Below are 14,102 nucleotides of genomic sequence, written 5' to 3'. Positions count from 1 at the left end.
TCTCACTCCCGTTCACACACGCGCGTACGTCCCCGCACACGGTACGGGACCGAGTACGGGGACGTACGTACGACTGGCTATGCCGTCAGCAGCCTCAGCCCTTGAAGCGGGGGAAAGCCGAGCGACCGGCGTACACCGCGGCGTCGTCGAGGATCTCCTCGATGCGCAGCAGCTGGTTGTACTTGGCGACGCGCTCGGAGCGGGCCGGGGCGCCGGTCTTGATCTGGCCGCAGTTGGTGGCGACGGCGAGGTCGGCGATGGTGACGTCCTCGGTCTCGCCGGAGCGGTGGGACATCATGCACTTGAAGCCGCTGCGCTGGGCGAGCTCCACGGCGTCCAGGGTCTCGGTCAGCGAACCGATCTGGTTCACCTTCACGAGCAGCGCGTTGGCGGCGCCCTCCTCGATGCCGCGGGCCAGGCGCTCCGGGTTGGTGACGAACAGGTCGTCGCCGACGAGCTGGACCTTGTCACCGAGCTTCTCGGTGATGGTCTGCCAGCCCTGCCAGTCGTCCTCGAACAGCGGGTCCTCGATGGAGACCAGCGGGTACGCCTCGACCAGCTCGGCGTAGTACTCGGTCATCTCGGCGGCGGAGCGCGCCTTGCCCTCGAAGGTGTAGACGCCGTCCTTGTAGAACTCGGAGGCGGCGACGTCGAGCGCGAGGGCGATCTGCTCGCCGGGGGTGTAGCCGGCTTCCTTGACCGCCTCGAGGATGAGGTCGAGGGCCTCGCGGTTGGAGCCGAGGTTCGGGGCGAAGCCGCCCTCGTCGCCGAGGCCGGTGGCCAGGCCCTTGCTCTTCAGCACCTTCTTGAGGGTGTGGTAGACCTCGGTGCCCCAGCGCAGCGCCTCGGAGAAGGACTCCGCGCCGATCGGGGCGATCATGAACTCCTGGATGTCCACGTTGGAGTCGGCGTGCGAGCCGCCGTTCAGGATGTTCATCATCGGCACCGGCAGCAGGTGCGCGTTCGGGCCGCCCAGGTAGCGGAACAGCGGCAGGTCGCTGGCCTCGGAGGCGGCGTGGGCGACGGCGAGCGAGACGCCGAGAATGGCGTTGGCGCCGAGGGAGCCCTTGTTGTCGGTGGCGTCCAGGTCGAACATCGCCTGGTCGATCAGGCGCTGCTCGGTGGCGTCGTAGCCGACCAGCTCGGGGCCGATCTGCTCGATGACGGCGAGGACGGCCTTCTCGACACCCTTGCCGTGGTAGCGGTTGGGGTCACCGTCGCGGAGCTCGATGGCCTCGAAGGCGCCGGTGGAAGCGCCGGACGGAACGGCGGCACGACCCGTGCTGCCGTCGTCGAGGCCGACCTCGACCTCGACCGTGGGGTTGCCTCGGGAGTCCAGGATTTCCCGGGCTACGACGACGTCGATGGACGGCACGAGCATCTCCTTCTTGGGATGTGACGCTGGAAGTGCGGGGCACGTGAGCCTTGCGGCTAGAGCCTATCCGCCTGCGGGACATAGGCCAGCCGACCGACCGTCCCGTGGACAAGGACAGACGGTACCCATTGTTCGGCAGCGGAACAAAGGGACGGTGACATACCGGAAAAGAAAACCCCGCTCCGGTGCGTACGGGGGAACACGCACCGGAGCGGGGTGCCCGTGGGGACGGGGGTGGCCCGCACGAGGTCTTCAGTGTGAACCAGGCGTCTATGAGCGCGCTGTGGTTCGGCTACGGGACTACTTGAGGTGCAGCTGCTGACCGGGGTAGATCAGGTCGGCATCCGCCACGATGTCCTTGTTCAGCTTGAAGAGCTTCTCCCAGCCGCCCTTGACGTCGTGCTCCTCGGCGATGGTGCTGAGGGTGTCGCCCGTGGTGACCTTGTACTCGCCGTCGCCCTTCTTGACCTTCTTGCCGGTCGGGGTGGTGACGGTCTTCTGCTTCTGCGCCGGACGCTCGGTCGAACGCGAGGCGGACTGCTCCTCGGTCGAGCGGGTGGAGGTCTCGGTGCCGCCCTCGGAGGAGGAGCCGGTGCTGGAGCCGGTGCCGGTGCCGGAGCCGCCGGTGTAGGCGGCGCTCGACAGGCCCGTGCCGCAGTGCGGCCAGGCGCCCTTGCCCTGACCGGCGAGCACCTTCTCGGCGATCTCGATCTGCTGGGCCTTGCTGGCCTGGTCGGCGGTGGAGGCGTACTGGGTGCCACCGTACGCGGCCCAGGTGGAGGCCGAGAACTGCAGGCCGCCGTAGTAGCCGTTGCCGGTGTTGATGGACCAGTTGCCGCCGGACTCGCACTGGGCGACGGCGTCCCACTCGGAGGCGGTGGCGGCGGAGGCGTTGCCGGCCGCCATCAGCGGAGCGGCGACGGCGGCGCCGGTGACGCCGGCGATGGCGATGGCGCGAGTGGCCTTGGACGGACGACGGTGCTTGCCCTTGCCGGAAAACAGCATGGATCGATCCCCTCACCGACGCCTGCGAGGTGAGCTGTCGGGTTCGGGCCGGTTGAGTTGCCCGGCCACGCACCTTGCGGTGCGCGGCTTCACCCCGAGCCGGTTCCGGTGTCGAGTCGCCTCGACTGCCGGACCCGGCGCCTACCTTGGGTCCCCCGCTCCTGCCTACGGCGCATGACGCGACGACTGTTCCCGTACGGCCGCTGGCAGGATTCGGCGTTGCGGCAGCCGGGGCTCGTGTTGGCGAGCGGTCCCGACGGTAGACACGCGATCCGCCGAATTTCAAAGACGATCAGGGCTTCTGAGACTCATCCCACACTTTCGCCAAACCGGACATTCAGCGCGAAGCGTGACGTGAACTACCGCTGCTTTTCGCCCGGTTCGACCCCTACTTCAAGGGTCTGACCGGGGATGATGAGGTCCGGATCGGTGCCGACGGTCTCCTTGTTGGCGGCGTAGAGCCCACGCCATCCGCCGTTCACGTCAAGGGAGTCGGCGATGCCGACGAGACTGTCACCGGCCCGGACGACGTACGAGCCGTCCGACGCGCCTTCTTCGCCGCCGCGGCCGGCGCTCTCGTCGGCGGGTTCGCCGCGGTGGCGGCCGGTGCCGCTGGAGCCGGTGTCGGTGAGGGCGGAATCACCCTCGATCTGGCCGGAGTTGTCCGGGTTGTCCCGCCCGGAAGTGGCCGAGGACTCACTGCCGGCCCCCATGGAGGGGGCGCCCTCGGAGGACCGTGACGGCTCAACGGACTCGACGGACTCAGTGGATTCGGATGACTTGTCCGACTTGGCCGAGTTGTCCGCGGCCTCGGTCGACGGGGAGGAGCTGGGCTCCGACTCGGAGGAGTCACCGTCGAGCGAGTCGAGCAGACCGGACGAACCAGATGAGCCGGAGGAGTTGGCGGACTCCGACGATTCGGGCGAAGCGGACTCATCCTCCGCGACGCCGGTGTCGATGTCGACCGAACCCGACTCGGTGTCGAGACCGGAGAGCGGGCCGCAGGTCGGCCAGGCGGCGAGGCCCTGGTCGGCGAGGATGCGCTCGGCGACCGCTATCTGCTGGGAGCGGCTGGCCTGGTCCGCGGAGGCGGCGTACCGCGTGCCGCCGTACCGCTCCCAGTTCTCCTGGGTGATCTGGAGGCCGCCGTAGTAGCCGTTGCCGCTGTCCTCGCTCCAGGAGGCACCGCTCTCGCACTCCGCGACCCGGTCCCAGGTGGTGCCCTCGGCCGCGCTGGCGCCGGAGGTGCCGAGGAGCGGGATGGCGATGGCGGAGCCGGTCACTCCGGCCGCGACGAGGAGAGCCGGGGCCTGGCGGGGGCGACGGTGACGACCGTTCCCGGAGAGCATGCGGGGGCCTTTCGAAGACAGCGGGGACCGGCGCGGCGCCGGTGAGGCGAGGCGCCGCGCTGACGAGTGAACGTATCGGCAGACGATCACTTGTCACAAGTTCATGCCGCGCAGATCACGTGAAGATCACAGACTTGAGGGTGTGTCACGTTTGACCTGACGGTCCGTCGAGGCGTGCGGGCTCAGCCGCTCGGGGTGAACTCGACCGGGAGCGTGCGCAGTCCGCGCATGATGAGGCCCCCGCGCCAGCGCAGCTCGTCCGGTTCCACCGCGAGCCGGAGGTCCGGGAGGCGGCGCAGGAGGGTGGCCAGTGCGGTCTGGCCCTCCAGGCGGGCGAGCGGGGCGCCGAGGCAGTAGTGGATGCCGTGGCCGTAGCCGAGGTGCTGGTTGTCGCGGCGGGAGAGGTCGAGCGTGTCGGGGTCGGCGAACCGCTCCGGGTCCCGGTCGGCGGCGGCGAGCACGACGAGGACCGGGTCGCCGGGGGCGATGTGCTGGCCGCCGACGGTGAGGGGCTGCGTGGCGAAGCGCCAGGTGGCGAGTTCCACGGGGCCGTCGTAGCGGAGGAGTTCCTCCACGCCGGTTTCGAGGAGGGCCGTCTCCCGCGCGGCGAGGGAATGCTGGAGGCGGGCCCGCTGGTCGGGGTGGGTCAGCAGGGCGAAGGTGCCGTTGCCGATCAGGTTGACCGTGGTCTCGAAGCCCGCGAAGAGAAGGATGAAGGCCATGGCGGCGGCCTCGTTCTCGGTGAGGTGCTCGCCGTGGTCGGAGGCGCGGATGAGTCCGGAGATGAGGTCCTCGCCGGGCGCGGGGGTGTCGGGCAGGGCCGCGCGCTTGCGGTGGATGAGGTCGGCGAGGTAACCGCGCATCTTCTTCACGGACCGCGCGACTCCGCCCCTGGGGCCGCCCTGGTGGCGGATCATCATGCCCGCCCAGTCCCGGAAGTCGTCCTGGTCCTCACGCGGGACGCCGAGCAGGTCGCAGATGGCGTAGATGGGGAGCGGGAAGGCGAACTCGTGGATGAGGTCGGCGGATCCCCGGTCGGCGAACTGGTCGATGAGGTGGTCGGTCAGCTCCTGCACGCGCGGGGCGAACTCGGCGACCCGGCGGGGCGTGAACGCCTTGCTGACGAGCCGTCGCAGCCGGGTGTGGTCCGGCGGGTCGATGTTGAGCAGATGCGTCATCAGCTCGGCCTTGCGCTCGCCGGGGATACCGGTCTTGCCCTTGGCGTGCGCGGGCTCGTCGTGATGCGCGGGGTTCTTGCTGAGCCGCGGATCGGCCAGCGCCTGCTTGGCATCGGCATACCGTGTGACCAGCCACGCCTCCACCCCACTGGGCAACGTCGTCCGACGCACGGGCGCGTACTCCCGCAGCCAGGCGTAGGCGGGATAGGGATCGGCGGCGAACTCCCAGGTGAAGAGGTCGGGAGGATGGGGGGTTGCGGCGCCGTCTGGGGCGGCGGCTGCTGGGCAGGCCGAGGCGGGGGCGGGAGTGGCTGCGGGGGTTGCGGCGCGGTCTGGATCGGGGGCGGGGGTGGGGTGGTCGGTCACTCCTTGACGTTAACCGGCGGAGGGCGGGCGCTTCGCGGCGCGGGGCGAGGGGGCGGGGGCCGGGGGTGGGTGGCTGGGCGGGCGGGGGTGCTGGCGGCCGGCAGGGTTACTGCGGGGTGGGGTTTCGGGCGAGGATCGTGTCCAGGGCGTGGGCGATGGCGCGTTCGGCTGAGAGTGGGGGGACGGGGGACGGGGGCGTGGGGTCGGGGGTGTGGCGGGCCAGGGCGGACAGGAGTCGCTGGTCCGTGAGGGCCGTGCGGAGTGCGGGGAGGACCTCGGCCGCGGCGGGGTTGCCGTTCTCGGCCGCGACGCCGAGCCAGTGCAGGGCGCGCGCGAGGAGCAGGAACCCGAGTTCCTGGGCCGGTTCCCGGCTGCCCGCCTCGGCCGCCCTCTGGATATGGGGAAGGGCTTCGGTCAGCTTGCCCTGCTCCAGGAGCAGGTACCGCCCGAGCATGTACGCCTCTCGCTCGTCCTGCTCCGCGACCTCGCCCCACCAGCGCAGCGCCTCGGGGGCGTCGCCGGCCCACGTCGACAGGACGGCGAGGATCGCCGGGGCGACGGAATCCCCCGCCTCGGCCGCGAGCCGCACCGCCTCGCGAGCCGCCCGGGACACCTCGTCGCGCTCGGGCAGGTCGTACATCGCCGCCATCCAGGCCATCGACCCCCACAGATGCGGAGTCAGCGGCGGCAGGTCGGGACAGCGGATCGCGTCGGCGACCAGCGTCCCGCACGCCTGCCAGGTGTCCTTCTCGGCACCCGGCACCAGCAGCCCCGAGACTCCCAGCCGCGGCTTGGCCGCCCAGTCCAGGTCCTCCTGCGAGACGGGGGTCGCCAGGGCGCACCCGCTCCCGTACATCTGCCGTACGTTGATCAGGAACTCCCAGGTCCGGGGCGACAGGCCACTGGTGACTCCGCAACGGGCCGCGTCGATGGCCGCCCGCACCAGCAGGTGACCGTTGGCCCGCCCGCCGGGACGGCTCGCCCGGCGCCACTCCTCCCACAACTCCGGCCCCGCCGCCAGGAACTGCGTGACACCCAGCTCACCGCGCCGGCGCACCGCGTCCCTGAGCCGCGGGTCCTCCGCCTGCGCGAGCCGTGCGAGTTCCGCCTCGCTCCAGTCGCAGGTCAGATCAACCGTGCGGGCCCCGCGCAGGGCACGGGCCATCGGCAGGTCACCGAAGCGGTGCGCCTCGTACGCGGTGTCCCGCATCGTGGCGAGCACCAGCACCCCCTCGTGCGCGAGCTGCGTCAACGGCCCTGCCACCAGGCCCCGTTCGTCGAAGTGGCTCTCCAGATCGTCGAGCCACACCACATGCGTACCGGCGGGATCGCGCCCGCGCAGCGCGGCGGGCAGCTCGCGCAGCTCGGTGCCGGGGTGCGCGTTGAACAGCCGGGTGCCGTCGTCGGCGTTGCGCCTCAGGGCGGCCCACGCGGTCACCGACTTGCCGGACAGCGGCTCCCCGGTGACGACCACCAGTCCGCCCTCCCGCAGCCCCTGCGCGACCAGCCGGTCGAGTTCCGCGTCCCGGTCGCGCGCGATGTACGGCGGCAGAACGGGCTCGTCCCCGAAGGAACTGACGGGCCGTACGCCCAGGGCGCGGCCCCGTAACTCACCGAGCCGGGGCCAGCTGTCGGCGGACGCGTGCCCCGGGTGGCCGTAGTTGTGCTGCACACCGATGACCGGGACATGGAAGCTGGACCGCCTGAAGTCGACGTGGTCCCCGGGCCGTTCGCCCTGGGCGAGGGGGCCCGGAGCGTCGCGGGAGGGGACGCTCACCGGTACGGCGGCCGGAGCACCCAGCACATCGCCGCATCCCCCGCAGTAGATGTCGTCGCGCTCCACCGAGGTCGCGCAGGACGGACAGGCCAGGTGACCGGTCGGCCGGAAGTCCGCTATGAACCGGTGCACCTCATTGGCGATGACCCCCTTCTTGAACGCCTCCCGGATCTTGCTCCGCCAGATCCGCGCCGCGTCCCGCGCCGACAGCTCCCCGCTGCTCAGCTCGCTCCGGTGGCCCTCCAGAACCGGTCCCACGTCCTCGCTCATGGCCAGCGCGTAGATGTGGACGAACGCCGGCCTGGCCTTCTCCTCCCAGTCGTCGGAGCCCATCGAGGACACCAGAACCCCGGCCGCCGCAGCCGCCAGTTCGTCCAACACGCCTGACATACAAGCCCCCGTGCCCCAGAGCCGGCTCAGGAGGCAACCGTACTAACCTTCCAGGCCCTCGGCAGCCCGCACCGCATCCCGGTACGCCCGCCCCGCCGCCCGCAGCGCCGCCTCCGGATCCACGCCCTCGGCCTCGGCGCGCACCGCGAGGGCGAGGAGTTCGTAACCGACGCCCTCGGTCCTGGGCAGGGGCACGTCGAGCCCGGCCGTTCTGACCCGGGACGCCAGCTTCGCCGCGAGGGCGAGACCGGGCTGGCCGAGGGGGATGCCGTCGGTGACGGACTCGCGGCGCTTCTCCGTGGCCTTGGTGCGCAGCCAGTGCTCCTTGACCTCCTCGGGGGTGGTGGCGGTCTCGTCCCCGAAGACATGCGGGTGGCGGTGGATCAGCTTGGCGACGATGGTCCCGGCGACATCGTCGAGGGAGAAGGGCGCCTCGGGGTCCTCCTCGGCGATGCGCGCGTGGAAGACGACCTGGAGGAGGACGTCCCCCAGTTCCTCGCGCAGTTCGTCCCGGTCCCCCTCCTCGATGGCCTCGACGAGTTCGTAGGCCTCCTCGATGCCGTACTTGGCGAGGCCCTTGTGGGTCTGCTGGGAGGACCAGGGGCACTCGGCGCGGATCCGGTCCATGACCTGGACGAGGTCGAGCAGGCGGGCGCCGGGCAGGTCGTAGGAGGCGGGGAGCAGTTCCAGCTCCGGCATGCTCACGCGGCCGGAGCCGGCGAGGCGGGCGAGGCCGTCGGTCAGCGCCGGTTCGCCCTCGCCGGTGGCCACGACCACCACGGTGCGGCCGCCGGCGCAGGTGTCGACCAGCGCCTCGGCGGTGGGGGCCGCCTCCGTCACCCGTATGCCCGCCTCCCGCAGATACGGCAGCTGCGGGTGGGCGCCGTCCGCGCACAGCACGCTGTCGGCGGAGCGCAGCGCCTGCCAGGCAGGCCAGGACAGCAGGCCGGGGGCGACGCGGTGGCTGGTGGTGAGCAGGACGATACGGCCGGGGGCGGCGGGGGCGGTTTCGGGGCTGGTGGTGTTCACGGTTCGAAGCTAACGCACGGCGGTGACGGACCGGATCGCGTTGTCCACAGGCAGAGGCCGGGGTGTGATCGTATGACCGCTCGTCGTGCCCGCTCGCTCGCCTCGGCGGCTGCTGCGGGTCCGCTCGCTATGCCGGCTGCTGCGGGTCCGCCGCCGTCACCTCACGCACCCACGGCGTCTTGGCGTCGACGCGGCCGCTCTTCTGGACGTCCCAGCTGCCGTAGCGCGGGTTGAGGTCGATGTCGAGCTTCTCGGATGCCTCCGACAGGGCCTTCCAGAACTCCGGCCGCGTGGTGTCGGTGCCGAGCTTGGCGGCGAGCTTCTGGGCCTCCAGCTGCAGGCGGAGGTTCTCCTCCAGACGCGCCGGGGCCACGCCGTACTCCTGGAGCCAGGTCGTCTCCAGTGCCTTGGCACCGCCGGCCTGCTGTTCCAGGCCGTTGCGCATCTCCTGGATCTCCTTGCGGCTGACGGTGATGCCCGCGTCCTGGGCGGCCTGGTGCAGGACCCGGTCCAGGACCATGCCGTGCAGGGTGTCCCGGGTGAGGCTGCCGGTCCGGGACACGGCCTGGGCGTACTGCGCCTCGTCGGAGACGACCGCGCGCTGGGCCGCGCGCACCTCGTTCACCCTGTTCTCCAGCTGGGAGACGGTGATCCGCTGATCACCGACCACGGCCGCCGCGCCAGGGTGCGCGTCGTTTCCGCAGGCGGTGAGGAGAGGCGCCGCCGCGAGGGCGGCGGTGAGGAGGAGCGCGGTGCGACGGCGGCGGTAGCGGCGGTGCAAGGAGACCTCCCGAGGAGATTGTGCGGCGGTGCACAAAGTCTTGCGATGATCGATGGTAGGCAGTGGCCAAGCTCTGGCCAACCCATTCGACCAACGATTCACCGCGACTTCGGGCACCGGCTCGCGGGCGCGGGCGGCCGTCCTCGCTAGCCGCGCACCTGACCCAGCCACTGGAGCGTGCGCCGGATGTCCGTGGCCAGCGGGTGGCCGGGGCCGTGCAGGCGTTCCACGTCGTGCAGGAGACGGACCAGGGTGTCGTGGGCGGCGGGGCGGTCGCCGAGCGCGAGCAGCAGGTGGCCGATGCGGCGGCGGACGTCGTGGGCGAGCTCCGGGTCTCCGGCCACGTACTGGTTCTCGTAGTACGGCAGCAGCGACCGGTACTCCGCCAGCGCCGCCGCCGGGTCGCCGAGCTGCTCCAGGCACTGGGCCGCCTCGTAGCGGAAGCGCAGCGACTGGGGGTCGGCGTGGCCGGCCTCGGCGGCGCGCTCGGTGGCGAGGCCGCGCAGGACGGGAAGCGCGCGCCGGTACTGGCCGTCGTCCATGAGCGTGGCCGCGTACTGCTTGCGCAGGGTGCGCACGACCGGGGACTTCTCGCCGTGCCGCTCGGCGGCGACCGGGAGGATCGCGCCGAGGATGTCGACGGCCTGGGTGATGCGGCCCTCGCCGAGGAGGCGCTTGACCTCGTCCACCGCGCGGGCCACGTCCGGCTTCCCGGCGGCCGGAGCGACCGGGGCGGCGGGGGCGGGCTGGGGCGCGGGGGTGCGGGCGCGGTCCGGCCAGGGGGCGTGCGGTCGCAGGAACGGGCGCGTGGGGTCCAGGGGCGCCCCGGTGGGCGTCCCGCGCGTGGGCAGCAGCAGCGCCAGGTCCTCGTACACCTCCTGCGCGGAGCCGGGGCGGTGCTGCGGGTCCTTGGCGAGCAGCCGCAGCACCAGCGCTTCCAGTGCCTCGGGCACCTCGGGGCGCATCCGGCGCACGGGCAGCGGGGGCTCGTAGAGGTGCCGGTGCAGCACGCCGAGCGCGGTCGAGCCGGAGAACGGGACGTCGCCGCTGAGGAGTTCGTGCAGCAGCACGCCGAGCGCGTACAGGTCGGTGTACGGGCCGACCGCGCCGCCCATGGCCTGCTCGGGCGCCATGTAGGCGGGCGAGCCGATGGGGGTGCCGGTGTGCGTGAGGCGGGTGGTGTCGGCGTCCATCACGGAGGCGACGCCGAGGTCGAGGACGGTGATCGTGCCGTCCTGCTTCACCATCACATTGCGCGGCTTGAGATCGCGGTGGACGATCGGCACGGCGTGCACGGCGCTCAGCACGGCGCACAGTTGCGCGGCGACCGCCACCGCCCACTGCCACGGGTACGGGTCGTGCTCGGCGAGATGGTCGGAGAGGTCCGCGCCGTCGACGTACTGCATGACGAGGAACAGCTCCTCGCCCTCGCTGCCCGCGTCGTGCACGGTGACCAGGCCGGGGTGGTCGACCTGCGCGGTCACCCGGCACTCGCGCACGAACCGGCGGCGCAGTTCGTCCGCCTCCTGCCCCGCCACCTTGTCGGGGCGCAGCAGCTTCACCGCCACGCGCCGGTCGAGCCGCTGGTCGTACGCCGTCCAGACCTGGCCCATGCCGCCTTGCCCGATGAGCGTGGACAGTTCGTAACGGGCGGCGACGACGTGCCCGGTCGTCACGGTCACCTTCCGCCCTCGTGGTCGCCGCGGCCGTCGTGGTTGCGCAGGTAGTCACTGAGTTCGTCCAGCTCGGCGCGCACCTGGTCGATCCGGGCGGGCGCGGGCCGCTGCGGCGGCGTCGGTGCGGGGCCGGGGGGCGGGGTGTCCTGGGGCAGCGGCGGGGCCGGGACCGGGGTCGCCGGGTGCGGTACGGGCGCGGGCGGCTGGTGCTGCTGCGGCAGGGGCTGCTGGACCGGCGTGGTCGTGTACGGCGACACGTGCTGCGGATAGCCGTAACCGGCGGGGCCGTGCGGCGCGTGGATCGTCGTGGCCCCCGGCCGCGCGTAGCCGCCGTACCGCAACCGGAGTCGGTTGTGCACGCGGATGTCGATCACCAGGAAGTACACGGAGCTGAACGCGCCGAGCAGCAGCACCGCGGCCAGCGCGACGTCCGACTTGGGGTCCGTCTCCGGCACCGAGCCGACCACGGCGAAACACGCGATGGACACCGGCAGGCTCACCCACGCCAGCACCCAGTCCGGCCAGCGTCCGCGCAGGATGGCCACCCGGAACAGCGGCACGCACGCGAGGACCCCGCAGGAGAGCAGACCGGCGGCGGCGAACAGCACCCGCAGGGAGATGACCGTTGCCTCGCTGCGGGTGGGCGGCGCCGTGCCGTGGCCGTACATGACTGCTCCTGGACGGTTGGCCGATGGGGACGAACGAACGACAGAGTTCGAGCGTATAGGCCGACACGGACAACCGGTCCCGGGTTGTACCGAACCGTTGTTGTACTGATCACTTCCCCGGCTTCCCGCCCTCCCCCGGTGCCTCAGTCGGGGGCCACCGTCCCGTCGGTCAGGCCGTCGTACATCCCGCGCACCAGCTGGTCCCCGAGCCGGTTCGCGTGCCGCAGCGCCCGCTCGAACTCGTCCAGCGCGCGGAACCGCACGCCGTAGCGCCGCTGCTCGTCGAGCGGGAGCCGGGGCAGCTGGAGGCGGCGCACGTCCAGGCGCGTGGCGGTGGACGCGTAACTGCTGGCCTGGCGGTTGTTGGCGGTGCCGCGCAGGAATCCGGCGAGGAACCACGCGTCGAGCGCCGTGCGGTCGGGGCGCAGGAGGACGAGGTTGCGCCCCAGGGCGGCGCCCCCCGTGGTGTCGTCGATCACGCGCGCCATCGAGCCGCCGCCGAGCACCGGGACGACGACATCGCCCGGCTCCGTCAGCACCGCCTCCTCGTCGCTCTCGGGGAGCGTGCCCGAGGGGGCCGTCCCGGCGAGGACGTCATGGTCGGTGAGCACGGGCACACGCGCGTGGCCGCCGCTTCCGCCGGTACGCATCACCAGGGCGCCCCCGCGCGCGAGTTCCCCGACGGTGGTGAGCGGCCAGCGCACCGGGCGGGCGCCCGCGGCGGGCGGCGGGGTGAGTTCGGCGGCGAGCCCCAGGGTCTGTCCCAGGCGCTCGCGCACGGCCGTGAGCGCCTCGGCGCCGTCGGTCTCGGTGGGGGGCGGCAGATGGCGGGCCGGGGCGAGATCGACGTCGTCGTCGAGGAGGTCGATCACGGGCAGCGCGCGGGCCAGACCGGGCCGCTCGTCGAGCGTGCCGGCCCGGTCGAAGGCGTGCCAGGCGTCGAGCACGGCGTCCCGCACGGCCCGCCAGTCGGGCCCGCCGCGCCCCTCGGTGGCGAACTGCCCCGCGTCCGCCAGCAGCACCTCGGGCTGCGCCGGCGCCTTGTCGGGCCTGCGCAGCACCCACAGGTGGAGCGGGAGGTTGTACGGCGGTGCCGCGCCGACCGGCAGCGCGACGACGGCGCGCAGCGCACCGCGCCGCAGCAGGTCGGCGCGGATCCGGCGGCCGGAGCGGCGGGAGGCGGCGGCGGGCGGCATGAGCAGCACGGCGGTGCCGCCGTCCCTCAGCCGCGCGAGCGCGTGCTGCACCCAGGCCAGCTCGGATTCGGTACGGGCCGGGAAGCCGTACTCCCAGCGGGGGTCGTAGGCGAGTTCGTCATGGCCCCAGTTCCGCTCGTTGAACGGCGGGTGGCACAGGACGGCGTCGGCGCGCAGCTCCGGATGCGCGTCGGCGCGCAGGGTGTCACCGACGGCGGCGCGCACGGCGGCCCGGGTGCGCAGGGCGAGCCGGAGCGCGGTGACGGCGGCGAGGTCGGGAGCGCTGTCCTGGGCGTACAGCTGCTGCTCGGGGCGGGGGGCGACGGCGCGCAGGAGGGCACCGGTGCCGCAGGCCGGGTCGAGGGCGGTACGGGCGGGGCCGGCCAGGTCGGCCATGAGCGCGGCGAGTTCGGCGGGCGTGAGCGTGTACTGGCGCGGGTTGGCGTCGAGGTGCCGGCCGAGCAGGAACTCGAAGGCGGGGCGGGCGCCGCCCATCTCGGCGGCGAGCTCGGCGGCGCCGCGGAGGAGGGGGACGGAGGGGAGGATTTGGGGGCCGGTGGGGGTGTGTACGGCGGGGGTGGGCTTCGTTCGGTCGCGGGGGTTCACATGGGCCGGTCCGTTCACAGCGGCGCCGGGGTTCGATCGGTCGAAACGGGAGTTCACAGAACCCGGCGGATTCACAGAACCTGGCGAGTTCACAGCGCGCGACGAGTTCACGGCGCTCGACGAGTTCACGGCGCTCGACGGCTTCACAGCCCCCGGCGAGTTCACAGCCCCCGGCGAGTTCACAACAGCCGCCCCCCGACGCGCCGACGTCGCCCCGAACCGCGGCGTGAGCACCTGCTCCAGTGCCCCCGGCAGCATCGCCGCGAGCCGTTCGTCGGACCCGGCGCTCACCTCCAGCCAGAGCGTGGGCCGGTCGTGGATGAGGAGGAGCACGCACCCCGCGTGCGTCAGCGCGGTCACCGGACCCTCGGGATGCCCGGCGAGCTGCTGCCAGACCCGCTCGCGCAGCGGTACCTCGGCGAGTTTTCCCTGCTGGCGCAGCCAGGCCTCGACCTCGGCGAGCGCGAAGGACGGGCTGGTCTCGGTGCCGCCCACCGGCTTGGGGAAGTCGGCGTGCCGGCGCCGCCAGTTGCTCACGGCGGCCCGGCCGACGCCCGCCAGCCGGGCGATCCCGGCCGCGGTCACCTCTGTCGCATTGTCCTGCACCGCCCGGCTCCCCTCACCCGCCTGATCGCTCGGGTCCACTCGGTGACGCACGCTTGACGCGCTCTGTGACGCCCGAGCATACCGACGCACGCCAGATCCG

The 14,102-nt window shown here is 72.6% G+C and carries 10 protein-coding genes and 1 riboswitch; all 10 genes read right to left on the bottom strand.

The window, feature by feature from the left end; translation table 11 throughout:
• Window positions 1–94: 94 nt before the first annotated feature.
• The gene (eno, locus tag ACWD1Z_RS11910; protein ID WP_389418349.1) at window positions 95–1,375 is read right to left on the bottom strand and encodes a phosphopyruvate hydratase; all 1,281 of its coding nucleotides are present in this window, start codon (window positions 1,373–1,375) and stop codon (window positions 95–97) included.
• A gap of 300 nt (window positions 1,376–1,675) precedes the next feature.
• Entirely contained in the window at window positions 1,676–2,380 is a 705-nt protein-coding gene (locus tag ACWD1Z_RS11905; RefSeq protein WP_451117787.1) for a transglycosylase family protein, read from the bottom strand.
• A 4-nt stretch (window positions 2,381–2,384) separates the two neighbouring features.
• Window positions 2,385–2,563: riboswitch (cyclic di-AMP (ydaO/yuaA leader) on the bottom strand.
• Between the two features lie 176 nt (window positions 2,564–2,739).
• On the bottom strand, window positions 2,740–3,729 hold the full coding sequence (locus tag ACWD1Z_RS11900) for a transglycosylase family protein (protein WP_451117785.1): 990 nt from the start codon (window positions 3,727–3,729) through the stop codon (window positions 2,740–2,742).
• Window positions 3,730–3,911: 182 nt separating this feature from the next.
• A complete protein-coding gene (locus ACWD1Z_RS11895; RefSeq protein WP_451117783.1) occupies window positions 3,912–5,273 on the bottom strand; it encodes a cytochrome P450 family protein in 1,362 nt (453 codons plus the stop codon).
• A gap of 106 nt (window positions 5,274–5,379) precedes the next feature.
• On the bottom strand, window positions 5,380–7,440 hold the full coding sequence (locus ACWD1Z_RS11890) for a sel1 repeat family protein (RefSeq protein ID WP_451117782.1): 2,061 nt from the start codon (window positions 7,438–7,440) through the stop codon (window positions 5,380–5,382).
• A 42-nt stretch (window positions 7,441–7,482) separates the two neighbouring features.
• Window positions 7,483–8,469 carry a nucleoside triphosphate pyrophosphohydrolase gene (locus ACWD1Z_RS11885; protein ID WP_451117781.1) on the bottom strand — a complete coding sequence of 329 codons (987 nt, stop codon included), beginning with the start codon at window positions 8,467–8,469 and terminating at the stop codon, window positions 7,483–7,485.
• Window positions 8,470–8,596: 127 nt separating this feature from the next.
• Window positions 8,597–9,250 (bottom strand): SurA N-terminal domain-containing protein, encoded by a 654-nt coding sequence (locus tag ACWD1Z_RS11880; RefSeq protein ID WP_451117779.1) that lies wholly within the window; start codon window positions 9,248–9,250, stop codon window positions 8,597–8,599.
• A 146-nt stretch (window positions 9,251–9,396) separates the two neighbouring features.
• On the bottom strand, window positions 9,397–10,890 hold the full coding sequence (locus ACWD1Z_RS11875) for a protein kinase domain-containing protein (protein WP_451117857.1): 1,494 nt from the start codon (window positions 10,888–10,890) through the stop codon (window positions 9,397–9,399).
• Between the two features lie 38 nt (window positions 10,891–10,928).
• On the bottom strand, window positions 10,929–11,594 hold the full coding sequence (locus tag ACWD1Z_RS11870) for a hypothetical protein (RefSeq protein ID WP_451117777.1): 666 nt from the start codon (window positions 11,592–11,594) through the stop codon (window positions 10,929–10,931).
• Window positions 11,595–11,737: 143 nt separating this feature from the next.
• Window positions 11,738–14,002, bottom strand: coding sequence for an N-6 DNA methylase (locus tag ACWD1Z_RS11865; RefSeq protein WP_451117775.1), 2,265 nt, complete (start codon window positions 14,000–14,002; stop codon window positions 11,738–11,740).
• Window positions 14,003–14,102 lie beyond the last annotated feature (100 nt).

The organism is Streptomyces sp. NPDC002784 (assembly GCF_053592135.1).
The sequence above is the reverse complement of the archived record's forward strand: the minus strand, read 5'-3'. Positions and strand labels throughout refer to the sequence as shown.

Coding starts and splice junctions, on each gene's coding strand:
- ACWD1Z_RS11890 (WP_451117782.1), bottom strand. CDS start 7,440: ATGTCAGGCGTGTTGGACGAACTGGCGGCTGCGGCGGCCGGGGTTCTG.
- ACWD1Z_RS11905 (WP_451117787.1), bottom strand. CDS start 2,380: ATGCTGTTTTCCGGCAAGGGCAAGCACCGTCGTCCGTCCAAGGCCACT.
- ACWD1Z_RS11870 (WP_451117777.1), bottom strand. CDS start 11,594: ATGTACGGCCACGGCACGGCGCCGCCCACCCGCAGCGAGGCAACGGTC.
- ACWD1Z_RS11900 (WP_451117785.1), bottom strand. CDS start 3,729: ATGCTCTCCGGGAACGGTCGTCACCGTCGCCCCCGCCAGGCCCCGGCT.